General features: G+C 66.4%; 24 protein-coding genes. 6 read left to right on the top strand and 18 right to left on the bottom strand.

Annotated features, from left to right (window positions below):
* Position 1: 1 nt before the first annotated feature.
* The 7 genes from KQ910_RS21880 to KQ910_RS21850 all read right to left on the bottom strand — a co-directional run bounded on the left by KQ910_RS21880 (position 2) and on the right by KQ910_RS21850 (position 7,102).
* A complete protein-coding gene (locus KQ910_RS21880) occupies positions 2–910 on the bottom strand; it encodes a hydroxymethylglutaryl-CoA lyase (RefSeq protein ID WP_216965241.1) in 909 nt (302 codons plus the stop codon).
* Positions 911–977: 67 nt separating this feature from the next.
* Complete coding sequence (locus tag KQ910_RS27300) at positions 978–1,949, bottom strand: cupin domain-containing protein (RefSeq protein WP_216965239.1); 972 nt, start codon at positions 1,947–1,949, stop codon at positions 978–980.
* 106 nt (positions 1,950–2,055) lie between these two features.
* Positions 2,056–2,874 (bottom strand): ABC transporter permease, encoded by an 819-nt coding sequence (locus KQ910_RS21870; RefSeq protein ID WP_216965237.1) that lies wholly within the window; start codon positions 2,872–2,874, stop codon positions 2,056–2,058.
* Positions 2,871–3,701, bottom strand: a complete 831-nt coding sequence (locus KQ910_RS21865; RefSeq protein WP_216965235.1) for an ABC transporter permease — start codon at positions 3,699–3,701, stop codon at positions 2,871–2,873. Before KQ910_RS21865 ends, KQ910_RS21870 begins: the two co-directional genes overlap by 4 nt.
* Before the next feature lie 93 nt (positions 3,702–3,794).
* Positions 3,795–4,817 (bottom strand): extracellular solute-binding protein, encoded by a 1,023-nt coding sequence (locus KQ910_RS21860; protein WP_216965233.1) that lies wholly within the window; start codon positions 4,815–4,817, stop codon positions 3,795–3,797.
* A gap of 11 nt (positions 4,818–4,828) precedes the next feature.
* Positions 4,829–5,791 (bottom strand): ABC transporter ATP-binding protein, encoded by a 963-nt coding sequence (locus tag KQ910_RS21855; protein WP_216965231.1) that lies wholly within the window; start codon positions 5,789–5,791, stop codon positions 4,829–4,831.
* On the bottom strand, positions 5,792–7,102 hold the full coding sequence (locus KQ910_RS21850; protein ID WP_229600916.1) for an aspartate aminotransferase family protein: 1,311 nt from the start codon (positions 7,100–7,102) through the stop codon (positions 5,792–5,794). It lies immediately after the preceding gene.
* Positions 7,103–7,254: 152 nt separating this feature from the next.
* Between KQ910_RS21850 and KQ910_RS21845 the strand changes: the two genes are divergently transcribed.
* The 4 genes from KQ910_RS21845 (at position 7,255) to KQ910_RS21830 (ending at position 11,266) form a co-directional block, all read left to right on the top strand.
* On the top strand, positions 7,255–8,013 hold the full coding sequence (locus KQ910_RS21845) for a GntR family transcriptional regulator (protein ID WP_216965226.1): 759 nt from the start codon (positions 7,255–7,257) through the stop codon (positions 8,011–8,013).
* Between the two features lie 13 nt (positions 8,014–8,026).
* The gene (locus tag KQ910_RS21840; protein WP_216965224.1) at positions 8,027–8,956 is read left to right on the top strand and encodes an aminotransferase class IV; all 930 of its coding nucleotides are present in this window, start codon (positions 8,027–8,029) and stop codon (positions 8,954–8,956) included.
* Positions 8,957–9,096: 140 nt separating this feature from the next.
* Positions 9,097–9,969, top strand: a complete 873-nt coding sequence (locus tag KQ910_RS21835) for a DUF2189 domain-containing protein (RefSeq protein WP_229600849.1) — start codon at positions 9,097–9,099, stop codon at positions 9,967–9,969.
* A 22-nt stretch (positions 9,970–9,991) separates the two neighbouring features.
* A complete protein-coding gene (locus tag KQ910_RS21830; RefSeq protein ID WP_216965222.1) occupies positions 9,992–11,266 on the top strand; it encodes a solute carrier family 23 protein in 1,275 nt (424 codons plus the stop codon).
* On the opposite strand, the gene KQ910_RS21825 is transcribed toward KQ910_RS21830, so the two are convergent.
* The 9 genes from KQ910_RS21825 to dapA all read right to left on the bottom strand — a co-directional run bounded on the left by KQ910_RS21825 (position 11,263) and on the right by dapA (position 20,474).
* Entirely contained in the window at positions 11,263–11,622 is a 360-nt protein-coding gene (locus KQ910_RS21825) for a lipocalin-like domain-containing protein (protein ID WP_216965219.1), read from the bottom strand. The two genes, KQ910_RS21830 and KQ910_RS21825, sit on opposite strands and share 4 nt — an antisense overlap.
* The gene (locus KQ910_RS21820) at positions 11,619–13,625 is read right to left on the bottom strand and encodes an acetyl/propionyl/methylcrotonyl-CoA carboxylase subunit alpha (RefSeq protein WP_216965218.1); all 2,007 of its coding nucleotides are present in this window, start codon (positions 13,623–13,625) and stop codon (positions 11,619–11,621) included. Before KQ910_RS21820 ends, KQ910_RS21825 begins: the two co-directional genes overlap by 4 nt.
* A complete protein-coding gene (locus KQ910_RS21815; protein ID WP_216965216.1) occupies positions 13,625–14,407 on the bottom strand; it encodes an enoyl-CoA hydratase/isomerase family protein in 783 nt (260 codons plus the stop codon). Before KQ910_RS21815 ends, KQ910_RS21820 begins: the two co-directional genes overlap by 1 nt.
* A gap of 7 nt (positions 14,408–14,414) precedes the next feature.
* The gene (locus tag KQ910_RS21810; protein WP_216965214.1) at positions 14,415–16,022 is read right to left on the bottom strand and encodes a carboxyl transferase domain-containing protein; all 1,608 of its coding nucleotides are present in this window, start codon (positions 16,020–16,022) and stop codon (positions 14,415–14,417) included.
* A 45-nt stretch (positions 16,023–16,067) separates the two neighbouring features.
* The gene (locus KQ910_RS21805) at positions 16,068–17,150 is read right to left on the bottom strand and encodes a TRAP transporter substrate-binding protein (RefSeq protein ID WP_216965212.1); all 1,083 of its coding nucleotides are present in this window, start codon (positions 17,148–17,150) and stop codon (positions 16,068–16,070) included.
* A gap of 111 nt (positions 17,151–17,261) precedes the next feature.
* The gene (locus KQ910_RS21800) at positions 17,262–18,398 is read right to left on the bottom strand and encodes an acyl-CoA dehydrogenase family protein (RefSeq protein WP_216965209.1); all 1,137 of its coding nucleotides are present in this window, start codon (positions 18,396–18,398) and stop codon (positions 17,262–17,264) included.
* A 2-nt stretch (positions 18,399–18,400) separates the two neighbouring features.
* The gene (locus KQ910_RS21795) at positions 18,401–19,072 is read right to left on the bottom strand and encodes an SDR family oxidoreductase (RefSeq protein ID WP_216965208.1); all 672 of its coding nucleotides are present in this window, start codon (positions 19,070–19,072) and stop codon (positions 18,401–18,403) included.
* Positions 19,073–19,090: 18 nt separating this feature from the next.
* Positions 19,091–19,564: an SsrA-binding protein SmpB gene (smpB, locus tag KQ910_RS21790; RefSeq protein ID WP_068198121.1), complete on the bottom strand. Its 474-nt coding sequence runs from the start codon at positions 19,562–19,564 to the stop codon at positions 19,091–19,093.
* 31 nt (positions 19,565–19,595) lie between these two features.
* Positions 19,596–20,474: a 4-hydroxy-tetrahydrodipicolinate synthase gene (gene dapA / locus KQ910_RS21785; RefSeq protein ID WP_216965206.1), complete on the bottom strand. Its 879-nt coding sequence runs from the start codon at positions 20,472–20,474 to the stop codon at positions 19,596–19,598.
* Positions 20,475–20,585: 111 nt separating this feature from the next.
* Between dapA and KQ910_RS27295 the strand changes: the two genes are divergently transcribed.
* Both KQ910_RS27295 and trxC read left to right on the top strand, forming a co-directional pair.
* Entirely contained in the window at positions 20,586–22,676 is a 2,091-nt protein-coding gene (locus KQ910_RS27295) for a lytic transglycosylase domain-containing protein (RefSeq protein ID WP_216965204.1), read from the top strand.
* A 105-nt stretch (positions 22,677–22,781) separates the two neighbouring features.
* A complete protein-coding gene (gene trxC / locus KQ910_RS21775) occupies positions 22,782–23,228 on the top strand; it encodes a thioredoxin TrxC (protein WP_216965203.1) in 447 nt (148 codons plus the stop codon).
* Between the two features lie 33 nt (positions 23,229–23,261).
* On the opposite strand, the gene KQ910_RS21770 is transcribed toward trxC, so the two are convergent.
* The gene (locus tag KQ910_RS21770; RefSeq protein WP_216965202.1) at positions 23,262–24,227 is read right to left on the bottom strand and encodes an aldo/keto reductase; all 966 of its coding nucleotides are present in this window, start codon (positions 24,225–24,227) and stop codon (positions 23,262–23,264) included.
* Between the two features lie 35 nt (positions 24,228–24,262).
* Positions 24,263–24,547: a monooxygenase gene (locus KQ910_RS21765; protein ID WP_216965200.1), complete on the bottom strand. Its 285-nt coding sequence runs from the start codon at positions 24,545–24,547 to the stop codon at positions 24,263–24,265.
* Positions 24,548–24,607: the final 60 nt, after the last annotated feature.

The following is a 24,607-nucleotide window of genomic DNA, read 5'->3' as shown; positions in this document are numbered from 1 at the left end:
GTCAGGCCGCCGCCTTGGCCTTGAGCGCCTGGGCGACTTTGGAGGCGGGCTCGCGGCCGAGCGCCGCACAGATGTCACGGCCGGCCCTGGCGATGGCGTCGAGATCGACGCCATGCTGGATGCCGAGTCCGTTCATCAGGTAGATCACGTCCTCGGTGCCGACATTGCCCGAGGCGCCCTTCGCATAGGGGCAGCCGCCGAGGCCCGCGACCGCGGTGTCGAACACGGCGATGCCGCGCTCCATGACCGCCAGGATGTTGGCCAGCGACTGGCCGTAGGTGTCGTGGAAATGCGCGGCGATCTTTTCCCGCGGCATCTTCTCGGCCACGGCATCCATCATGGCGACGCACTCGCCGGGCGTGCCGACGCCGATCGTGTCGCCGAGCGAGACCTCGTAGCAGCCCATCCGGAACAGCCGCTCCGACACCTCCGCGACCTTCGCGGGGGAGACCTTGCCGTCATAGGGGCAGGCGATCACTGTCGAGACGTAGCCGCGCACCTTCATGCCGTGCTTCTGCGCCGCTTCCATCACCGGCCCGAAGCGCTCGAAGCTCTCGTCGATCGAGCAGTTGGTGTTCTTGCGGCAGAACGCCTCCGAGGCCGCCGTGAAGATGGCGATCTCATCGACCCGGGCCTCGACGGCCCCGTTCATGCCCTGCTTGTTGGGCACCAGGACGGGATAGCTGACTCCCGGCTTGCGCTGGATGCGGGCCATCACCTCGTCGGTATTGGCCATCTGGGGTACCCACTTGGGCGACACGAAGCTGCCGGCCTCCACGGCGGAATGACCGGCGGCCGAGAGCGCGTCGATCAGCGCCACCTTGGCCTCGACCGGAACGGGCTTCGCCTCGTTCTGCAAGCCGTCGCGCGGCCCCACTTCGACGAGCCGCACGCTCTTGGGATGATTCATCGTTGCCTCCCGATACTGGCGCCACATACTGCACCAGCGGGAAGGCCGCCAGACAGGATTTTCGCCCCTACGGCGTCTGCGAAATATGCGCGGTGCGATCGTGTCCGGGATGGCTGAACATGATCTCCAGCGTGCGCAGATAAGTGTGCAGCCCGGCATCCTGGATCGGCAGGACGTGGGCATCCTCCCCCGATTCGTTGTGGTGCGAATGCCAGTAGCCGGGCGGCGTGATGAAGCTGGCACCGGGCGCCCAGTCCTCGCGTCTGCCGTTCTTGATCATACCGGACTCATCGAGTTCCGTGCCGATCATCGTGTAGCAGCCGGGCTTGCAGTCGATGACGAAGTCGACCGCCACCGACTCGTGGCGATGCGGATACTGGACAGCATCCTTCGGCAGGAGGCCGAACATCGTCCACATCGTGTGGGTGATGGTCCGGGTGCTGGGAAAATTGCGGTTGGCGAGCAGGACACTGACGCGATTGGCGTTCGCGGTTCTGGGATCGGTGGCGATCTCCGTGAGCTTCTGCTGTGCCATGGTGTGCTGGTAGAAGGTTGGCTTGAAGCGCGCGATTGTCGGCGCGGCGCCGAGATAGCGCAGCAGGGGCGCATCGTGCACCCAGTAGAGCGCGGCCTCGCCGTCGGAATGATGCATTGCGTGGCCGTGCGCCGGAAGAACCATGTAATCACCCTGCGACCAGTGAATGGTCTCGCCACACCCGTCGGTCCGTCCGCTGCCCCGGAATACGAAGAAGACCTGGCTGGTCGCCTCGGCCGAGGTCATGACCGAGCCACGGACAATACGAATGAAGTTCGCGCACAGCGCCGGGGTCGTCGCGGGCCCGACGATCCCCAGCTCTTCGCTGACATCGAGCGGCTGCACGCGCGTCGGTCCCTCGTCGAAGAAAGACGGAGAAAAGGTCCGGTACGGCACCGGCGGAATGATTCCCTGCTGCAGCGGGTTCACGGCCGAGCTGTAGTCGAAATACTGCGCGTCGCTTGTCAGCAGGCCGTCGTTGGGAAAGCTCTCGATACCAGCCACACAAGTCTCCTCGTCCGGGATCCCGCGGGGCGCAGCCCGCTCAACGAAAGCAGTTTGCAGCCTGACCGGATCGCAAGTCCACGAGCGAAATCGCGGCGCAGTGGCCCTAGACCACAGTCTCCTTCAGCTTTCCGGCCCGGCGCAACACGATCGCGACGGCGGCGAGCGCCAGCATGGTGAAGGCGATCAAGAGGGTCGCGACGGCTGTGATGGTCGGGTTCACTTCGAGGACGAGTTCGTTGAACATCTTCTTCGGCACGGTCTCGTACTTGCCGGCGATGAACGACGTCACGATCACCTCGTCGAAGCTGCCGATGAAGGCGAAGATCCACGCTGCGAAGACGCTGGGCGCCAGGTTGGGCAGCACGACCTTGCGCATCGTATAGCCCCAGGAGGCTCCGAGGCTCCAGGCGACCTGCTCGATCCGCTGGTCGAACTCGCGGATCGCTACACCCAGCACCATCATGACCAGCGGTACGTTGAGCAGCGTGTGGGCAACCACGAGGCCCAGCAGCGACCCCAGCAGGCCAACCTTGGCCAGGGCCAGATAAAGGGCGATGGCGACGATGATCGTCGGCACGATCAGCGGCGCCATGAAGTTGCCCTCCGCCCAGTCACGCCCCTTGAACGTGCCGCGCCGCAGCCCGTAGGCCGCCAGCCCACCCAGCAGCAGCGCCGCCACCGAGGAGACCGCCGCGACGAAGACCGAAGTCCACATCGCCTCCATCCAGCGCGGATCGCCGAAGAAGGTCTCGTACCAGCGCAGCGACAGGCTGGGCGGTGGAAAGGTCAGCGCCCGCGCCGAGGAAAACGACATCGGGATCACGATGACCAGCGGTACCGTCAGGAAGACGAGACCGAAGATGCCCATCGCGGCCAGTCCCCGCCGCGCCCAGATCGAGCCGCCGATCGCTTCGCGGTTCATGCGGAGGCCTTTCGGTCGAGCCGGCGGTAGGCCGCGAAGATGGCCAGCGTAACGATCAGCAGTATCGTCGAGATCGCCGAAGCCTGCTCCCAGCGCGGGATCTGGTTGATCAGCGTGTCGAGCAGGTTGGAGATCATCGGGACGCGACCGCCGCCCAGGATCGCCGGCGTCACATAGAAGCCGAGGCAAAGGATGAAGACCAGCAGCGCGCCCGCGGCCAGCGCCGGCAGGGTGAGCGGAAAGTAGACCTTCCAGAAAATGGTACGCGGCGGCGCGCCCAGCGAGGCGGCCGCCTGCAGCAGCCGGTCGTCGATGCGAAGCATGGCCGCGAACAGCGGCAGCACCAGGAACGGCAGCAGCACGTTCGCCATACCGATCGTGACGCCGAGTTCGTTGTAGAGGAAGGAGACCGGAGAATCGGTGAGCCCGCTCCATTGCAGGGCTCGGTTCACGATCCCGCCGTTACCGAGCACGACGATCCAGGCATAAGTGCGGACGAGGATCGAGACCCAGAAGGGCAGCACCACCAGTGCGATGGCAATCATGCGGCCGCGGGCGCCGAGGCCGCGCATCCAGTGTGCCAGCGGATAGCCGATGATGATGTTGGCCAGGGTCGCGATGAGCGCAATGCGCATCGTATTGCCGAGCACGCGCAGGTAGACCGGCGCTTCGAGCAGGCCTTCGTAGTGTTCGAGCGTGAACCCTCGCCCCTTCTCCCAGAAGGCGAGCCCCAGCATGTAGACGATGGGCGCGTTGAAGGCGACGACCATCAGCACCAGCAGCGGCGCGATGAATCCGAAACCCTCGAGGCGGTTGGCTTTGTTCATGATGAAAGGATCGCATCGCGAGAGCGTCGAACCAGGGAGCCTTGCCGTTATGCAAAGCTCCCTCGCCCCGTCCCGGATAGCGGTTTGTGCTCCCTACAGGCTGAGCTTGAAGGCTTCCCACTTCTTGTTCACGGCCTCGCCGTTGTCGGCCCACCACTGGGCGTTCTCGAAATACTGCACGTCCTTGTTCTGCTTGCTGGTGGGGAACTGCCACAGCTTGTCCTGCGGCAGCAGCTTGTCGAGATCGGGGCTGGGGCCGGTGTAGGAGATGACCTCCGCCGCCTTGGCCTGGTTCTCCGGCAGCGACATCTCGCGCATCAGCTTCCAGGCTGCAGCCTTGTCCTCCGGCTTGGAACCCTTGACCACGCAGATGAAGGACAGATCGGCCTTGCCGCCCGCGAAGTTCAGTCCGAAGGCGGGGTCGCCCACGACCCTGCCCGACCAGCAGATCGAATACTGCACTTCGTTGTCTTTCATGAGCTGCGGCGGCTGTGCGCCGGCCTTCCACCAGACGGCGACATCCTTCTTGATCTCGTTCAGCTTCTTGAACGCCAGGTCGACGTCGAGCGGGAACAGCTTGTCGATCGGCACGCCGGCCGCCTGCAGCGCGAACGGCAGGCAGTAGTGCGGATAATCCGGCAGGCAGCGCTTGCCGGGGAAGGCCTTGGTGTCGAAGAACTCGGTGAAGTTCTTGGGCTCCTTGGCACCCTTGCGCCACGCCATGATGGTCGAGAAGTATTGGTAGCCGAAGCCGTACTCGTTCTTGGCTTCGGGAAACATCGCGGCCGGCGCAACCGCGGCCCAATCCACCGGCTCGATCAGACCAAGCTTCTTGGCCTGCAGGACGACGCCCGAGCCCAGTTCGAACAGCGTGGTGGTGGTCTGGCCGCTCTCGACCAGGGCCCGCAGCTTGCCGAGAGAACTCGGGCTCTCGCGCACGACCTTGATGCCGGTCTTCTGGAACAGCGGATCGATATAGCCCTTCTGGATCGATTCGCCGGAGGCACCGCCCGACTCGATCATGCGGATTTCCTTGGACTGCGCTTGCGCGGCCCCGGACAGGAGGCTGACGGCCGGCAGAGCGGCGGCGGCACCGACGAAAGTACGTCTCTTCATCTCGATCCCCTTTATGTTACCGGCCAGACATCGGCCGAGTCCCAAGAAACGCTGACACGCTCTCCCGGCGCATGGGCCGAGCCGAGAAACGGCACGGCGGCCACGACCGATTGATTGCTCTCAAGCACCAGGTGGTAGCGAACCATCTGCCCGAGATAGATCGCCTCGACTACGCGGGCCGGCTGGCCCTGCCCCTCGCGTCCCAGCCGGACCCGTTCGGGACGCACGACGCCCTGTCGCCCATCGGGCAGGCCAACGAAGTTGGCGATGCCCAGAAACTCCGCCACGAAGCGGTTCGCGGGCCGGAGATAGGCCTCCGTCGGCGCCGCGACCTGCTGCGTGCGCCCCTTGTCCAGCACCATGATGCGGTCCGATAGAGACAGCGCCTCTTCCTGGTCGTGCGTGACCAGCAGGGTCGTGACGCCCAGCGTGCGCTGCAGCTGCTTCAGCTCGACCTGCAGCTCCTCGCGCAGCTTGCGGTCGAGCGCGCCCAGCGGCTCGTCGAGCAGCAGGATATCGGGCTTGAAGACCACGGCCCGCGCCAGCGCCACGCGCTGCTGCTGGCCGCCGGAAAGCTGCGACGGCCGACGCGCCTCGAACCCGTCGAGGCGGACGAGCTTCAACGCATCGCGCGCCAGCCGGTCGGCTTCTGCCCCGCCGATCTTGCGGACACCCAGCGGGAACAGGACGTTGTCGAGCACCGTCATGTGCGGGAACAGCGCGTAGGACTGGAACACCAGCCCGATATTGCGTTCCTGCGCGGTGGCGTTGGTGACGTCGCGGCCGCCGATGAAGATGCGCCCCGAGGTCGGCCGGTTGAGGCCGGCGATCAGCGACAGCAGCGTCGTCTTTCCCGAGCCGCTCGGTCCCAGGATGGTGACGAACTCGCCCTGCGTCACCGACAGATCGACCGAGTCGGCCGCCGCGAAGGTGCCGTAGCGCTTCGTCACTCCTTCGAGACGGATATCCGACATCTAGGCACGCGCCACTTTGGCCATGGCGCGGTCGGCCGCGGCCAGCGTCTCTTCGATGACCGGCTTGTCGTGCGCGGTCGACAGGAACCACTTGCCGGCCTGCTGGGCGCGCACCCCCTCCTCCTGCAATGCCGCGTGGAGCGCAAGCATGGCGTCGCGGTCGCAGGCAGCCGACTCACGATAGTTCCGCGGTGCCGCTCCCGACGTGAAGAACGTCTGGAAGATCGCGGGCATGCCCTGCACCAGGATGGGCAACCTGTGCTTCTTCGCAAGGGACGCGAGGCCCTGCATCAGTTCCGTGCCGCGGGCCTCGAGGTCGCGATAGACCGCGCCATCATGGGCTTCAAGGACATCCAGGGCTGCCAGCGCCGCCGCCATGCTCTGGACGTTGCCGTTATAGGTCCCCCCGTGCATCACGCCCTTGTCGAGCAGCGTGTCCATGATGTCGCGTCGGCCCGCGACCATCGCCAGCGGGAAACCGGCCGCCACCGCCTTTGCATAGATGCTGAGATCGGCAGTGACCCCGAACTTTCCCTGCGCCCCGCGCAGGCCGACGCGGAACCCGGTGATGACCTCGTCGCAGATGAAGAGAGCACCGTGCTTGTTGCAAAGGGCCCGTACGCCTTCCAGATAGCCCGGCGCTGGCGGGATCGCCCCGCCATTCACCATGATCGGTTCCATGATCACCCCGGCGATCTGGCCGCGATGGCGTTCCAGCGTTTGCTCGAGCAGATCGAGATCGTTCCAGGCACAGACTGCGACGTCACCCAGAACACTCGCGGGCATGCCGGGCGAACCGGCGACGGGCACCGGTGCATCGGCGGGACCCGCTTCGTTCAGCGGCGGCCGGGCGCTGATATAGGCCTGGTCACTCCAGCCGTGATAGTGACCCTCGAACTTAAGAATCTTGTCGCGGCCCGTGAAGGCCCGGGCAAGGCGAAAGGCCATCAGCACGGCTTCCGTCCCGGAGGTCGAGAAGCGAACCAGCTCGGCCCCGGGCAGCAAGCGACAGAGCCGCTCCGCCAGTTCGGTTTCGCGCGGATTCTGCGCGGCGAAGAGCTGGCCTTCGCCCAGTGATGCCGCAACGGCGTCGATCACCTTCTTCGGCGCGTGCCCCAGAATGGCGGGGCCGTTGCCCAGTACGTAGTCAATATGAACATTGCCATCGACATCGTGGAGCCGAGCGCCCTCGCCCCTGGCGAAGAACAGCGGCACCGGAACGCTGGCGTAGCGCACGTTGCTGCTGACGCCGCCTGCCAGATGCTTTCGGGTCTTCTCGTAGAGTGCGATCGATTTCGCGTATGAGCGCATGTTCCTCACCCAGCAAAAACAATGCCCACGACACGTGGCAATCGTCGAATAGTGTGATCACAGAACGCGCCGAGCCTAACGGCCGCGCCTCAGCCCAGCAATGCATTTTTGTGATCACAAATCCGACGGGCATGCGGTAAGCTTCGCAACATATGCCCCGCGCCGCGCGCCCCCCGGATGCCACCGACACCTCGCTCCGCCAGCAGGTGTATGAATCGTTGCGTGAGGCTCTGGCGACGGGCCGCTTCGCTCCCGGGCAGAAAGTCACCTTCCGATACGTTGCCGGCGTGCTCGACGTCAGCCTCACGCCGGTGCGCGAGGCGCTTCGTCGGCTGGTCGCCGAAGGGGCGTTCGAAATGAACCCCAACAGGTCCGTCCGTGTTCCGCTGATGACGCGAGACAAGGTGCTCGAATTGCGCGACATCCGCTCGAGCCTCGAGGGACTCGCAGCGGCAAAAGCCGCACAGGTTGCGACACGTGATCAGATCGCCAACCTTCGCCGCATCGCGCGGGAGATCATGATAGCCCGCAACCGCGGCGATGCCGCCACCGACCGCCAGAAGCTGCGAGAGTTCCATTTTGCCGTCTACGCGGTGGCCGGTCAGCCGACCCTGTTGCGCTTGATCGAGGGGCTTTGGCTGCAGACAGGCCCCTACATGAACCTCCTTTATCCGGACTTTGTCTCCTCGCCGCGGGGTCCCGCCGGCCGGCAGCGCCTGATCGAAGCGCTGCAGACGCGCGATTCATTGGCCGCACGCCGCGAAATGGAGAACGACATCCGCCGCACCCTTTCCTTTGTCGCCGGTCTCGCCGACGAGAATGGCAATATCGCGCCGGCCGCCCCGGCGATCGTCAGTAAGAGACGCCATCCGTCGGCGGGCGTCGCAGCGTTCGAAGTTCCAGCCGTCTGATCAGGAGAAAAGCATGGCCCAGCAACTCAGCAATCAACGCATCGCCTGGTTCAACGGCAAGTTCCTGCCGGAGAACGAGGTCATGATCCCCTTCCGCGATCGCAGCTGGAAGTACGGCGACGGCGCCTTCGACATGACCCGCACCTTCAACGGCGTGCCCTTCCGACTGAAGGAGCATATCGACCGGTTCTATCGTTCGCTGCGCTACCTGCAGATCGATCCCGGCCTGTCGGCCAAGGAGATGGTCGCGCACAGCGAAGAGGTCGTGGCGCGCAACGAGCATCTGCGCGCCGAGGTCGGCGACTGGTGGCTGGGCCAGAGGGTCAGCCGCGGCGTCGACGCCGTAGGCGACGAAGGCTGGGATCATACCGGTCCCAACGTCGTGATCGAAATGCTGCCGCTGCCGCTCGCCAAGCGTGGCAAGCTCTATCGCGAGGGCGCCGAGGCGATGACCACGACGGCCCGCCGAATCGCCCCGTCGATGCTCAGCCCGCGTGCCAAGACGCACAACTATCTCAACATGATCATGGCCGAGAAGCCGATCAAGGCGCTCAACCCCGACGCCTGGCCGATCCTGCTCGACGAGAACGGCAATCTCGCCGAAGGCCTCGGCAGCAACATCTTCATCGTGCGCGAGGGCGCGCTCTTCACGCCGTCGGAGCGTTACGTGTTGCCGGGCGTCAGCCGCCAGATGACCATGGACATGGCCAAGCAGCTCGGCATCGAGTGCACGCCGGGCGATGTCGACCTGTTCGACGCCGCCAATGCCGAGGAAATGTTCCTGACCTCCACCAGCCTCTGCATCCTGCCGGTGAAGAGCTTCAACGGCGCGCCGGTCGGTGACGGGAAGGCGCCGGGCCCGATCACCCAGAAGCTGATCGACGCCTATTCCAAGAGCGTCGGCTGCGATTTCGTGGCCCAGTACCTGAAGTTCTCGCAGTAGCGAAGGCTTCCTCCGCAGTGCATGGGAAGGGGGACGACATCCCCTTCCGCCAGGCGTAGACTCCTCCTTGTGGTAGATCGCGCCCTGTCGTGATCGACGACAGACCGCGACCTTCGAACTTCGTTCGCAAGGAGGCAGTCATGGCCATGCAGAACCACGTCCGCAATCCCCTCGAATGGGGATGGGATCATCTGAAGCAGACAAGTCAGGTCGTCGGCTCGGCGGCCAACTCGATGGATGGAGCCTGGGAGGATCGCGCCTCGGCGTCGCCCACGGTCCGTCGCATCACGGCCACCGATATCGGCGACGCCCTCGCCAGGGGCGTGCGCGACTTCGGCGCCTGCCGGACGGATGTGATGATGCTCTGTCTGCTCTATCCCCTCGCCGGCCTCGCGATCTCGCGCATGGCCTTCGACTACGGGATGCTGGCCCTCGTCTTTCCGCTGATCGCGGGCTTCGCGCTGATCGCGCCAGTGTTCGGGCTCGGCCTCTACGAGATCAGCCGTCGCCGCGAGCGCGGGCTCGAAACACACTGGACGGACGCTTTTGCTGTCGCCCGCTCGCCGAACATCGGCTCGATCATCGTCATGGGCCTTTTGTTGCTGGCGATTTTCTGCCTGTGGCTGTTTGCGGCGAACTTCCTCTACACCGTGACCCTGGGTCCGGATGCGCCTGTTTCGGCTGTCGCCTTCGTGCGCGACGCGCTGAACACGCCGCAGGGCCTGACCATGACGATCGTCGGCATCGGCGTCGGCTTCCTCTTCGCGCTGCTCGTGCTGGTGATCGGCGTCGTCTCCCTGCCGATGCTGCTCGACCGCAATGTCGGCGTCGGCAATGCCATCGCAACATCGGTCCGCGCCGTGCGGCTGAACCCAGGACCGATGGCAGTGTGGGGCATGATCGTCGCGACCAGCCTCACGCTCGGCGCCCTGCCCCTTTTGATCGGGCTCGCCATCGTGCTGCCGGTACTGGGCCACGCCACCTGGCACCTCTATAGAAAGCTCGTCGCGTAACGAAAAAGACAAGAGGGGGAGAATGCTCGACTGGACCGTGAAGCAGCCGGCCGACGGCGTCGTCGTCGCGCCGGACGAGCGGCTGCCGTGGCCGCAGACCGTGGCGCTGGGCATCCAGCATGTGGTGGCGATGTTCGGCGCCACCGTGCTGGGACCGCTCCTGATGGGCTTCGATCCCAACGTCGCCATCCTGATGAGCGGCGTCGGCACGTTGATCTTCTTCATGGCCGTGGGTGGCAAGGTGCCGAGCTATGTCGGCTCCTCCTTCGCCTTCATTTCCGTGGTCGCGGCCGCCACCGGCTATGCCGGCCAGGGCGCCAACGCCAATATAGCGGTCGCGCTTGGCGGCATCGTGATCTGCGGCGCGGTCTACGCGCTGATCGGACTGGTCGTGATGGCCAGCGGCACCGGCTGGATCGAGCGGCTGATGCCGCCGGTCGTGACCGGCGCCGTGGTCGCGGTGATCGGCCTCAACCTCGCCGCCGTGCCCGTCAAGAACATGGCACCGACGCCCTTCGACGCTTGGATGCAGGCCGTGACCTTCCTGAGCATCGCGCTGGTCGCGGTCTTCACGCGTGGCATGACCCGGCGCTTGCTGGTGCTGGTCGGCCTGGTCGTCGCGACACTCGTCTATGCCTTCCTTGCCAACGGGCTGGGTTGGGGCAAGCCGGTGAGCGGCGAGTTGCTGGCCAAGGCCGCGTGGTTCGGTGCTCCCGCCTTCACCGCGCCGGTCTTCGACACCCACGCGATCGTGCTGATCGCCCCCGTCGCCCTCATCCTCGTGGCCGAGAATCTCGGCCATCTTCGCGCCGTCAGCGCGATGACCGGCCGCAACATGGATCCCTATGTCGGCCGCGCCTTCCTGGGCGATGGTGTGGCGACCATGTTGGCCGGAGGCGTCGGCGGCACCGGTGTCACGACCTATGCCGAGAATATCGGCGTGATGGCCGCCACCCGCATCTACTCGACGGCCTTGTTCGTCGTCGCCGGCCTGTTCGCGATCCTGCTGGGCTTCTCGCCCAAGTTCGGCGCGCTGATCCACACCATCCCGCTGCCGGTGATGGGCGGCGTCAGTATCGTCGTGTTCGGCCTGATCGCCGTGGCAGGCGCCAAGATCTGGGTCGACAACAAGGTCGACTTCACCCAGAGCCGCAACCTCATGGTGGCCGCCATCGCTCTTGTCCTGGGAACCGGTGACTTCACCCTGAAGTTCGGCGACTTCGCCATGGGCGGCATCGGCACCGCGACCTTCGGCGCGATTCTGCTGAACGCGATCCTTGGCGCTGCTCGACGCTAGGCGCGCCGCCAGACGATCTGCTGCGTGCGGGCGGTTCCGGCGGCGAAGTCCGGCCCCGACAGAGTCAGGCGGTCTCCGTCGAGCCCGATGTGCCGGGTCGAGCGCAGGCCGACCAGCGCCTTGTTGGTCGAGATCTCGATAGTGTGGAACACCGTGCCGTCTGCGAGCTCGTAGCGGCCGGCATAAGCGAAGCACTCGCTGGCATCGGCGCGCATGATGGTCGCGCTCACCTGGCCCTGCGGCGTGTAGAGGATGTAGCCTTTGGCGTCGGCGCCCATCGGAAACTCAGGCGGGCGGCCATCCTCGTAGAGATACGACCAGCTCTCGAGCCGCCAGCCGCCAAGCAGCGCGTTCATTCGAATTCGACCAACTCGGCGCCCTCGGGCACCTGCTCGCCCACCGCATAGCGCAGGCTCTTCACCGTGCCGTCGGCCGGCGCGGCGAGCGTGTGCTCCATCTTCATGGCTTCGAGCACCAGCAGCGCCTGGCCCTTGCTCACCGTGTCGCCGGCCTTGACCCGCAGGTCGATGATCTTGCCCGGCAGCGGCGCACGGACCACGGCATCGGCCGAGGCCGTCGCCTCGTACTGCGTGACGTCGAGCGGATCGACCAAGCGCAGGCGGCGGCTTTCGCCGTCCATGAACAGCGTGTAGTCGATGCCGCCATCGAGGGCGGTGCGCCGCACGACCGTGGCCGCGAACGAGTCCTGGCCCAATGCGATCGACAGGCGTCCATCTTCGAGCCGCTCGACCCGCGCCTCACGAGCGCCCTCGGGCAGCTCCAGCCGCACTCCACCGCCGCGGAGACGCCGCGCGATCACGACGACTTCGCGCTCGCCGTCCTTCCACCGCACTTCCTCATGGCCATCGTCGAGCAGGCGGAATCCATTCTGGGCATTCCACGGCGACCACGGGTCGTTCGCCGACGGCTGATAGGCATCCTGCCATTCCAGCAGCCGTGCCAGCGTCGCCACGGCGAAGGCGCGGTCGCCGGCCGGTGCCGGCTGAGTGAACAGTGTCGCGCGATGACGCTCGATGAAGCCGGTATCGACCTCTCCGCCGACGAAAGCGGGGTGCGAGCACAGCGCCTTCAGCAGCGCCGAATTGGTCGTGACGCCCACCACTTCGGTCTCGCCCATCAGCGCCGCCATGCGCCGCATTGCCGAGGTTCGGTCGCGGTCGTGCACGATCACCTTGGCGATCATGGGATCGTAGAACGGCGTCACCGTATCGCCCTGGCGTACGCCGGTGTCGACACGCACATGCGCGCCCTCCTCCGGCAGCTTCAGGTGGACCAGCGTGCCGGTCGAGGGCAGGAAGTTCCGCGCCGGGTCCTCGGCGTAGAGACGGACCTCGACAGCATGTCCGTCGATGCGCAGCTCGTCCTGAGTGAGCGGCATCTTCCCGCCGGCCGCCACGACGAGCTGCCACTCGACGAGGTCCTGCCCGGTGATCGCCTCCGTCACAGGATGCTCGACCTGCAGGCGGGTGTTCATCTCCATGAAGAAGAAAGTGCCGTCCTGGTCGGCGATGAACTCCACCGTGCCAGCGCCCTGGTAGCCGATGGCCTTGGCCGCCGCGACCGCCGCCTCGCCCATCTGCTTGCGCCGCACCGGGTCCATGTTCGGCGCCGGCGCTTCCTCGATCACCTTCTGGTGGCGACGCTGGATCGAGCAGTCGCGCTCGAACAGATAGAGGCAGTTCCCCTGCCCGTCGGCGAAGACCTGGATCTCGATGTGCCGCGGCCGCGTCAGGTACTTCTCGACCAGCACATGGTCGTCGGCGAACGAGGCCTTGGCCTCGCGCTTGGCTCCGGCCAGCGCGTCGGCGAATTTCTCGGCGCTCTCGACCACGCGCATGCCCTTGCCGCCGCCGCCGGCCGAGGCCTTGATGAGCACCGGGAAGCCGATCTTCGCGGCCTCTGCTGCCAGCAGCTCTGGCGACTGGTCGTCGCCGTGATAGCCCGGCACCAGCGGCACTCTGGCCTTTTCCATGATCTTCTTGGCTTCGCTCTTGGAGCCCATGGCCCGGATCGAGGCCGCCGGCGGTCCAATGAACACGATGCCCGCCGCGGCGCAGGCGTCGGCAAAGCCTGCATTCTCGGAGAGGAACCCGTAGCCCGGATGCACCGCCTGCGCGCCCGTCCTCTTGGCCGCATCGATGATCCGGTCGGCCACGAGATAGCTCTCGCGCGCGGCCGAGGGGCCGATATGAACGGCCTCGTCGGCCATCGCGACGTGCCGCGCATTGCGGTCGGCGTCGGAATAGACCGCCACCGTCTTGATGCCGAGCCGCTTGGCCGTCTTGATGACCCGGCAGGCGATCTCACCGCGGTTGGCAATCAGGATCTTGGAGAACATCAGACGGCCCACTTCGGTTTGCGCTTGTTCAGAAACGCGCTCATGCCCTCGATCGCGTCGTCGGTCGTGCACTGGACGGCGACGTGTTCGCCGATCAGGTCGGCGACCGCGCGATCGTGCGGCATGGCGTCGATTTCAGTGATCAGCTTCTTGACCAGTGTCTGGACGGAGGGCGCGCCGCGGCGCAGTTCGTCGGCAAGCGCCGCAACCGTCGCGTCGAGCGCATCCTCCTCGACCACCTGGTCGATCAGGCCGATGCGCAGCGCCGTCGCCGAATCGAACATGCCGCCGTGCATCAGGAGCTGCCGCGCCATGCGCGGCCCGACCGCCTGGATCAGCACCGGGATGGCGATGCCCGCGAGCAGGCCGTTGCGGGCCGAGGTGAGGCCGAAGCGTGCCGAGGAGACGGTGACCGCGAAGTCGCAGGCCAGCATCAGGCCAACGCCGCCGCCCACCGCCGCGCCCTGGACGCGCGCAATCGACGGCTTGGGAAAATCGTAGACCGCCTGGATCGCCGCCATCAGCGAATCGGCGCCGACCTTGCGGGTGATGGCGTCGAGCTCGGGCCAGCTCAGCACCCAGTTGAAGTCGCCCCCGGCGCAGAACACCGGTCCCCCGCTCGCCACCACGAGGGTGCGCACGGCCTCGTCGGCGGCGAAGGCCTCAACGGCATCGATGATGGCGCGCGCCGTGTCGCCGTCGAAGGAATTCATCTCCTTCGGCCGATTGAGCGTGAGCGTGGCCACGCCGCCCTCGACTTTCGTCAGGATCGTGTCGGTCATGGCCGGATCACATCCGGAAGACGCCGAACTTGGTCGGGCCGATCGGCTGGTTCATCGAAGCTGACAAAGCGAGGCCCAGCGTCATCCGCGTATCGACTGGATCGAGGATGCCGTCGTCCCACAGCCGCGCCGTCGCATAGTAGGGATGGCCCTCGCGCTCGTAGGCCTCGCGGATCGGCTGCTTGAACTTCTCTTCCTCGTCCTTGGCCCAGGTCCCACCCTTGGCCTCGATGTTGTCGCGCCGGACGGTGGCCAGCACGCTCGCCGCCTGCTCGCCGCCCATCACCGAGATGCGTGCTGACGGCCACATCCACAGAAAGCGCGGGCTGTAGGCGCGGCCGCACATGCCGTAGTTGCCGGCGCCGTAGCTGCCGCCGACGATCACGGTGAACTTCGGGACATTCACGGTCGACACCGCGGTCACCATCTTGGCGCCGTCGCGCGCGATGCCGCCCGCCTCGTACTTCCGGCCGACCATGAAGCCGGTGATGTTCTGCAGGAACAGCAGCGGGATGCCGCGCTGGCCGCACAGTTCGATGAAGTGCGCCGCCTTCAGCGCCGATTCGTTGAACAGGATGCCGTTGTTGGCGACGATGCCGACCGGATAGCCCCAGATGCGGGCGAAGCCGGTGACGATGGTCGTGCCGTAGAGGTGCTTGAACTCGTCGAGCTCGCTGCCGTCGACCAGCCGCGCGATGATCTCGCGAATGTCGTAGGGCGTGCGGGTGTCCATCGGCACCACGCCGTACAGTTCCTCGGCGGCGTAGTTCGGGTCGCGCGGCGGCAGCAGCGAGGCCGACGGGGACTTCTTCCAGTTGAGGTTGGCCACGATGCGGCGCGCGATGCCCAGCGCGTGGCTGTCGTTCTGCGCATAGTGATCGGCGACGCCCGAGGTGCGGGCGTGCACGTCGGCGCCGCCCAGATCCTCGGCGCTCACGACCTCGCCGATCGCGGCCTTCACCAGCGGCGGGCCGGCGAGGAAGATCGTGCCCTGCTTGCGGACGATCACCGTCTCGTCGCTCATCGCCGGCACGTAGGCGCCGCCCGCCGTGCAGGAGCCCATCACCACCGCGACCTGCGGGATGCCCTGGGCCGACATATTGGCCTGGTTGTAGAAGATGCGGCCGAAATGGTGCTTGTCGGGGAACACTTCGGGCCATTGCGGCAGGTTGGCGCCGCCGGAATCCACCAGATAGAGGCAGGGAAGCCGGTTCTCCATCGCCACTTCCTGGGCGCGGAGATGCTTCTTCACCGTCATCGGATAGTAGGTGCCGCCCTTCACGGTGGCGTCGTTGCACACGATCACGCATTCGACGCCGCTGACGCGGCCGATACCGGTGATCACGCCCGAGCCCGGCGCCTCGTTGTCGTACATGTCGAGTGCGGCCAGCGGCGACAGTTCGAGGAAGGGCGAACCCGGATCGAGCAGCGCCCGCACGCGCTCGCGGGGCAGCAGCTTGCCGCGGGATACGTGGCGTTTGCGCGATTCCTCACCGCCGCCGAGACGGACCGCGTCGGTGCGGCGGCGCAAATCCTCGACCTGCGCCCGCATCGCCTCGGCGTTGCGCTTGAAGGTGTCGGAGCGGGTGTCGATCTGGGAAGAAAGTACGGTCATGCCAAGGCAAACTGCCCGGACCGGGGACCGCGTGCAAGCCGCCGGTTATGGCAGGCGGGACAGCGTCCGCCAGTGGGCGCCCTGGGCCATGAAGGCCCGCTGGTTGGCGAGAGCGGCGGCGAAATCGGCATCGCGCTCGGCCAGGTCCTTGACCACGATGTCGCTATTCTTGCGGAAGGCGGCCATCACGTCGGGCGACCATTCGCGGACCACGACACCCGATGCCTTCAGCTTCTCGAGCGCGAGGCCCTGGACATTCGGGGACCGGCTCAACATCCACGCGATGTTTGCCTGGCAGGCCGTCTCGATCTGCGCCCGCAGCGAGGCCGGCAAGGCCGCCCACTTGTCCTTGCGCATGAGGAAATCGAGCACGGCCGACGGCTGCTGCCAGCCGGGCAGGTAGTACGGCAAGCCGAGCTTGTCGAAGCCCAAGGCCGCATCCATGGCGGGCGTCGACATCTCGCCACCGTCCACGTTGCCCTGCTGCAGCTTGTAGAAGAACTCGCCCGGCGGCAGCGGCACGGGCACCGCGCCCAGACGGGCGATCACGTCGGCCGCCAGCTTGCCGTAGCGCAGGCGCAGGCCCTTGAAGTCGGCCACGGTGTCGATCTCGCCCCGGAACCATCCGCCGCCCTTGGGCCCCTGGATACCGCAGGGAATGCCGGCGACCCCCAGCTTGTCGTAAGCCTCGCGGTGAATGCGCGAGCCATCGCCCTCGAGCATCCACGAGATCATCTCCTCCGGGCCGGGCCCGAACGGAACCGTCGCGAAGATGTTGAAGACGGGCGACTTGTTTGCCGCGTAACCCGACCACGTAAAGGCGGCTTCGAGGTCGCCGGAAACGATGGCGTCCAGCATGTCCGCGGTCGGTGCGATCCGGCCCGGCTCGATGATCTTGATGGCGAAGGCCCCTGCCGTCATGTGCTTGACGGTCCGGGTGAACAACCTCACCCCCTCGCCCGAGCCCGGGAGAGCGGGATTGAAGGCGGTCTGCATGTGAATGAAGCGCGCCGTCGACGGCGCGGACACGGGCTTGGCGATCGCCTTGCTGTCCTGTGCGAAAGCGCCGCCCGTCACCGCAAGCAGCGCTGCGGCGTATGTCGCTAGTTTCAAAAGATTACGGCGCACGACCGACCATCCGTCGCCCGGCTCCCCCAAGCCCCCAAAACCGCTTGCTGCGGCCTTCACACCAGATGATGTTGGCACGCGGTGTGCGGGGGGACAAGTGAAAGACGAGCCCTATAACGCTGCCAAACCACGGCCGATCAGGATGCGTTGCACGTCGCTGGTGCCCTCGTAGATCTGGCAGACGCGAACGTCGCGCCAGATCTTCTCCACCAGGTAATCGGAAACGTATCCATAGCCGCCGTGGATCTGAATTGCGGCCGAGCACACTTCCTCGGCCATCTCGGACGCATAGAGCTTCGCCATTGCGGCCTCGGTGAGGCATGGACGGCCAGCATCGCGCAGCGTTGCCGCATGCAGGACCATCTGCCGGGCGACGGTGATCTTGGTCGCCATGTCGGCCAGCCGGAACAGGACGGCCTGGTGGTTCACGATCCTGGTGCCGAAGGCCTCGCGTTCCTGCGCGTAGCTGCGTGCGGCCTCGAACGCAGCCCGCGCCATGCCGACCGACTGCGCCGCGATGCCGATGCGGCCCACCGACAGGTTGGCCAACGCCACCCGGTAGCCCTCGCCCTCTTCGCCCAGCATGGCGTCGGCGCCGACCGTGCAGTCCTCGAAGGCGATCTGGCAGGTATCGGAGGATTTCTGGCCGAGCTTCTTCTCGACCGACGCCACGCGATAGCCCGGTGCATCCGTCGGCACGATGAAGCAGGAGATGCCACGCTTCGAGGACGACGGGTCGGTCACGGCAAAGACCAGCGCCATGTCCGCCGTGCGGCCGGAGGTGATGAACTGTTTCACCCCGTTCAGCACCCAGCCGTTGCCGCGCTTCTCGGCGCGCGTCTTGAGGTTCGACGCGTCGGAGCCCGCGTGCGGTTCGGTGAGGCAGAAGGCGCCCAGCGTCTCGCCGCGAGCCAGCGGCTTCAACCACTTCTCCTTCTGCTCCGGCGAGCCGTAGGCCAGCAGCGCCGCACAATCCGGGGAGTTGTTGACGCTCATCACCGTGGAAAGTCCGCCGTCGGCGGCGGCGATCTCCTCGAGCGCTAGCACGTAGGACACCATGTCGGCGCCGGCGCCGCCCCATTCGGCCGGCACCGTCATGCCCATGAAGCCGAGGCGACCCATTTCGGCCAGTAGCGAGCGCGGAATCTCGCCGGCCGCTTCCCAGGCCCGCACATGCGGAAGCACCTGCTCCTGCGCGAAGGCGCGGGCGGTGTCGCGGATGAGCGTCTGTTCTTCGTTGAGCAGCATGGCTACCAGGGCAGCTCGGCGCCGTCGTAGTTGAAGAACCGGCCGTTGTCGGCAGGCTTCAAGCCGTCGATCACCTTCACCATGGCGGGTACGCTCTGATCGATGGTGAGGGTGGCGCTGCCGCCGCCCATGTCGGTCTGCACCCAGCCCGGATGCAGGACGACGCAGATCAGGCCCTTGGCGGCGGTGTCCTTCGACAGGCTCTTCCATTCCATGTTGAGCGCCGTCTTGCTGGCGCGATAGGCGTACCGCGCACCATCGTTGTGCGTGATGCTGCCCAGCCGGCTGGAGATCGCCACCAGCTTGCGATCCTTCGAGGCCGCCACATGATCGACGAAGGCCTCGGCCATCATCAGCGGCGCCAGCGCATTCACCTCGAACGTGTCGCGCCAGACCTGGGGATCGATGCGGCCGAGGTCGCCGGCCTCGCGGCCCGCCACGCCGGCGTTGCAGATCAACACGTCGATCGCCTCGCCCTTCAGGCTGGCCGCCAGCTCTTTCACCGCGTCGTAGTCGGTCACTTCGAGCTTGTGGGCGTGGATATCGCCCTTGACCTGCTTCAACGCCTCGGGGGTGCGGGCACAGGCATGCACCTTCCAGCCCTTGGCCGCGTACTGCTTCACGAAGTCGAGCCCCAGCCCGCGAGCGGCCCCGGTGATCAGAACTGTACTCATCGCCTGCTCTCCTTCGCCTTACCGGCGGGTCGACATCATCCGGGCGCGCTGGCGCTGCCAGTCACGATCCTTGATGGATTGACGCTTGTCATGGGCCTGCTTGCCGGTGGCCAGCGCGATCTCGATCTTGGCGCGGCCGCGCGGATTGAAATAGACCTGCAGCGGCACGACGGTGCGGCCCTCGCGCTGGATGGCGCCGATCAGTTTGTTGATCTGGCCGCGATGCAGCAGCAGCTTCCGTGCCCGGCGCGGCTCGTGATTGTTGCGATTGCCCGAGGCGTAGATAGGGATGTTGGCGTTGACCAGCCAGGCCTCGCCGCCCTCCTCCGTCACGTAGGATTCGGCGATCGTGCTGCGGCCGCCGCGCAGCGACTTCACCTCGGTGCCGGTCAGTGCCAGACCGGCCTCGAAGGTTTCCTCGATGAAGTAGTTGTGCCGCGCCTTGCGGTTCTGGGCCACAACGGTGCGGTCCAGTTCCGGTTTATTGGCCACAGGACGCTCGCGAGTTGGTGAAGCTCTGCTTCTAGTTGATGAGGCCGGCGTGGACCATGGCCTCGTGGACGGCCTTCTTGCTGCTCTCCGCGATCGGCACCATCGGCAGTCGCATCTCGGCGCTGCACTGGCCGATCAGCTCGGCGGCGTACTTCACCGGGCCCGGGCTGGTCTCGCAGAACATCGCCTTGTGCAGCGGCATCAGCCGGTCCTGCAGTTCGAACGCCTTGTCGAGATCGCGCTTCTTCCACGCATCGTGCATATCGCCGCAGAGGCGCGGCGCGACATTGGCCGTCACCGAGATGCAGCCGTCGCCGCCCTGCGCCAGGAAACCGAGCGCGCTCGCATCCTCGCCCGACAGCTGGACAAAACCCTTCTTCGCCTTGAGGCGGGTCAGCGTCGGGCGCGCCATGTCGTAGCTGGCGTCCTTGATGCCGACGATGTTCCTGACCTGGCTGAGGCGGATCACGGTCTCGACATGCATGTCGCCGCCGGTGCGGGGCGGCACATTGTAGAGCAGGATCGGAATGTCGACGGCTTCGGCCACCGCCTTGAAATGCTGAAACAGGCCTTCCTGTGTCGGCTTGTTGTAGTAAGGCACGACCAGCATGGCGGCGTCGGCGCCGACCTTCTTGGCATGCTGCGTGAGTTCAATCGCCTCGGCGGTGGAGTTCGAGCCGGTCCCGGCGATCACCGGCACGCCCGAACCCTTGGCCGCGCTGATGCAGATTTCGATGACGCGCTTGTGCTCTTCCATCGAGAGGGTGGGCGATTCGCCGGTGGTGCCGCACGGGACCAGCCCGTCGGTGCCTTCCTTGATCTGCCAGGCCACGAACTTCTCGAATCCCTTCTCGTCCACCGATCCGTTCTTGAACGGTGTAATCAGCGCAACGAGCGATCCGGTGAACATGGTCTTCCTCCGATTTTCCCTTAACAATCTACCTTAAGCCCCGGGGTTTGGCGCTGCAAGGTGAGCAACTTGCCATTGTGATGCCGCAACTGCCTGCCTACGATTCCTCGCGTGAATAACAAGAAATCCCCCCTCATCCTGCTGGCGGTCCTGCTCGCGGCAACCCCTGCCCTGGCCCAGACGGCGGCCCCCACGACCGGCGTCCGGCGGTTGCCGGGCGACGTCGAGAAGCCATCGCCTCCGACGGCATCGACGCCCTCCCCCGCACCGACCGTGCAGGGAGGCGGCACCGCGACGCCGTCTGCGACGCGGCCCGCCGTCGCCGCAAATCCGCTCAATGCCGCGGAAACGGCCGCCTTCACGGCCGCGCTCAAGGCGATCGATGACAGCCGCTGGGCCGACGCGCGCGCCGCCGTCGCCAATTTCCGCAACACTTTGCTCGACCGTTACGTCGCCTGGAGCATCCTGCGGGCCGCGCCCCGGACCGAGGCGAGCTTTGCCGACACCTGGCGCTTCCTGCGCGAGCAGCCCGACTGGCCCGAGCCCGAAGTCCTCCGCCGTCAGGCCGAGGAACGGATCGGCCCCGAGGCGCAAGCGACCGAAGTGGTCCGCTATTTCACGGCCTTCCCGCCCCTTACCAGCACCGGCCACATGCGCCGGCTGGAGGCGGCCGGCACCGCGGCGCCGGGCGACGTTGCCCGTTTCGCACGCGACACTTGGCAGAACGCCACCTTGCGCGGCTCCGACGAGAACGATTTCCTCAATCGCTACGCCCAGTTCCTGACCGGCCCCGATCAGGTCGCGCGCTTCGACCGGATCTTCCGCGAAGGCCGCCATCAGGTCGCGCGCGATCTCGTGCCGAAGCTGCCGCCCGACTACCAGCCGATCGCCAATGCCCGTCTTGCGATGGCGGCGAAAGCAGCCGATGCCGGCACGCTCCTGAAGGCCCTTGCGCCGGCACGACTCGCCGAACCTCAGCTCCGCTTCGAACGCATGCAGTGGGTGCGCCGCAATGGCACGCTCGACGAGGCCAAGGCCGCTCTTTCCGGCTCCATACCCAACCAGACCGACGCCTGGTGGAACGAGCGCAATCTGGTCGTCCGTGCCCTGCTGGATGCCAACCGGCCGGCCGACGCCTATGCCGTCGCCGTCAATCACGGACTGACCAAGGGCGTCGCCTTCGCCGAGGGCGAGTTCCTCGCGGGCTGGATCGCGCTGCGCCAGCTGAAGAAGCCGGCCGACGCGCTGAAACATTTCTCCACGCTGTACGATGGCGTCTCGACCGACATCTCGAAGAGCCGCGGCGCCTACTGGCTCGCCCGCACCTACGAGGCGGCCAAGCAGACCAAGGACGCCAACGACTGGTATGCGCGCGCCGCCGGCTTCGGCCAGACCTTCTATGGCCAGCTCGCCGCCAAGAAGCTTCAGGGCGTAAACCCGAAACTACCGGTCGATCCCGTTCCCACCGAGGCCGATAAGCAGTCGCTGGGCGGCCGCGAGCTCGCGGTCATGGCGCGCTATCTCGGCCAGGCCGGAGACTACGACCGCGCCCGGCCCTTCCTGCTGCGCCTCGCACGTGCGATCACGGCGCCGGGTGAAGTGGCATTGCTGTCCCAGCTCGCCCTCGACCTGAAGCGGCCCGACGTCGGCCTCACCGTGGCGCGACGCGGCGCGGAGAACGGCGTGGTGCTGTTCGATGCGGCCTTCCCGATCGTCGACCTTGGCCCCACCGGCTCTGTCGAGCGCGCGCTCGCGCTGGCGCTCACCAAGCAGGAAAGCTCGTTCAACGCCGGCGCCGTCTCGACCTCGGGCGCACTCGGCCTGATGCAGCTTCTGCCCGGCACGGCGCGCGACGTCGCGGGCCGCCTCAAGGTGCCGTTCATCCAGGACAAGCTCACGCGCGATCCCGCCTACAACGTCCAGCTCGGCAGCCAGTATCTCGGCGAGATGCTGCAACGCTTCGGCGGCTCCTACGAGATCGCGGCCGCCGCCTACAATGCCGGCCCCAACCGCGTGGCGCGCTGGCTGGAATCCGGCGGCGACCCGCGCACCGGCAAAATCGACATGGTCGACTGGATCGAGATGATCCCCTTCCGCGAGACGCGCAACTACGTGCAGCGCATCATGGAAGGCGTGAACGTCTATCGCGACAGGCTGAACGGCCAGTTCCGCAGCGTCCCGCCGGCGACGGGACGGTCGTAGGTAACGACCACCTTTGCCGGAAACGTCCGGCCTGACGCGGCGTTGATCTGCCTCAAAGGCTGCCGTTCCGTTCGGCTGCATCGTGGTTTGAATCTGAGGTACGCCATGACCGATACCCTGCTCATCGCCTGTCCCAAGTGCAGCACGCTGAACCGCTTCCCGCGAGCGAAACTCGATGGAGGCAGCGCCGGCAAATGCGGCCAGTGCAGTGCCCCACTGTTCGATGGCCATCCCGTCGCCCTCGCGTCAGGCAACTTCGATGCCCACGCCGGCAAGGCCGAACTGCCGCTGCTGGTGGACTTCTGGGCACCGTGGTGCGGTCCCTGCAAGGCCATGGCGCCGCAGTTCGAACGGGCGGCAGCCCGCCTCGAACCCTCCGTGCGTCTCGCGAAGGTGAACACGGACGACCAGCAGGAACTTGCCCAAAGGTTCGGTATCCAGGGGATTCCGACGATGATTCTGTTCCGACAAGGCAAGGAGATCGCTCGCCAGTCGGGAGCCATGGACGCGGGTACCATCGAACGCTGGACGCGCGACGCACTCGCCCGGTGAAGACACCGCGGAGTCGCTGGCGGGCGAGCGCAACTATCCTGAGATGCGCTGCACGACAGAGGACGGCAATGCCCCCTTCTCCACTGCCGCGATCGCCTCTTCGAGGTGCTGGATCGTCGAGTAGCCGACCAGCATCGTCGACACGTTCGGGTGTGAAATCACGAAGCGTTCGCCGAGTTCGGTGAGGCTTGCGACGCCTGCTTCCTTTACCAGCGGCTCCAACTTCTGTGCGCGCGCGACGTCGCCCGCGAAGTCCGGGGCCGACCCGATCGGCGGGACCTGCTGCTGCGCCAGCGGATGACGGTCGGCGGTGCCGGCGAGCGCGCCGCCAGCCAGCGCGCGGATGACGATGGTGCCCATGTCGGCGGCCCTGGCGCGATCGAGCAGGCGGCCGTAGTCGAGGCCGGGTGCGCCCTTGGGCATCGGGCCGCCGGCGCTGGGGTTCAGTGCGTTGTAGACGACCTGCACCGTGTCGAAGAGCTTCGAGTCGACGGCCCTCAGGAGCGCGGCGGGTTCACCGACGCCGCTGAAGCCGATGAAGCGCGTCTTGCCCTGCCTGCGCAGCTTCTCCAGCGCGGGCACCACTTCGTTGAGCGCGATCTCGACGTCGAGAGAGTCGCCGCCGTCCACGGCCGCCAGCGGATTGTGGAGCTGCAGCAGGTCGACATGGTCGCGGCCCATCCGCTTCAGGCTCTCCTCGGTCGACCGGACAATCAGGCCCGCGACGTCGGCACGATCCGTGGCAGTCAGGCGGAACTTGGTGCCGACGACGACATCGGCCTTCAATGCCTTCAGCACGCGGCCTAGATTGCGCTCCGACTCGCCGTCGCCATACCGTGCCGCCGTGTCGAAATAGTTGACGCCGGCCTCGATCGCGCGCGCCACGGCACGCTCCTGATCGTTCGCCGCGCCCTTGGTGAACAGGCCGCCCACCGCGCCGGCGCCGTAGCCCAGCACCGAAACCTCAAGGCCCGTCCGGCCGAGCTTGCGCTTCTGCATCTTAATCCTCCCTGAAATTTTCTTCGGAGCGCGGCTCAGCCGTCGACGCGGACCTGGCCCGTCTCGTTGTCCACCACGACATGATTGTCATAGTAGGTGACGGTGGGCCTGGCGCCGAACGCCGTCTCCATGCGCGTCTCCCACTCCGGCGTGTACCAGGCGCGCGCCGCCGCCTCCGATTCCCAGAGATAGACTCCGCCGCCGCCCGCCTCGCCGTTGAGGTAATACTTCCGCAACAGGCCCTTGGCCCCGAGCGCGGTGTAGGTGGGCGCGGACTTTCGCGCGGCCTCGACGGCGGCGTCCCGCGGCCTCTTGGACATGGGGATTTGAACGATGGCGATGAACATGCTTGTTAGCCTACGGTCTACGACCTCCTGGAG

The organism is Reyranella humidisoli (assembly GCF_019039055.1).
GTDB lineage: Bacteria > Pseudomonadota > Alphaproteobacteria > Reyranellales > Reyranellaceae > Reyranella > Reyranella humidisoli.
The sequence above is the reverse complement of the archived record's forward strand: the minus strand, read 5'-3'. Positions and strand labels throughout refer to the sequence as shown.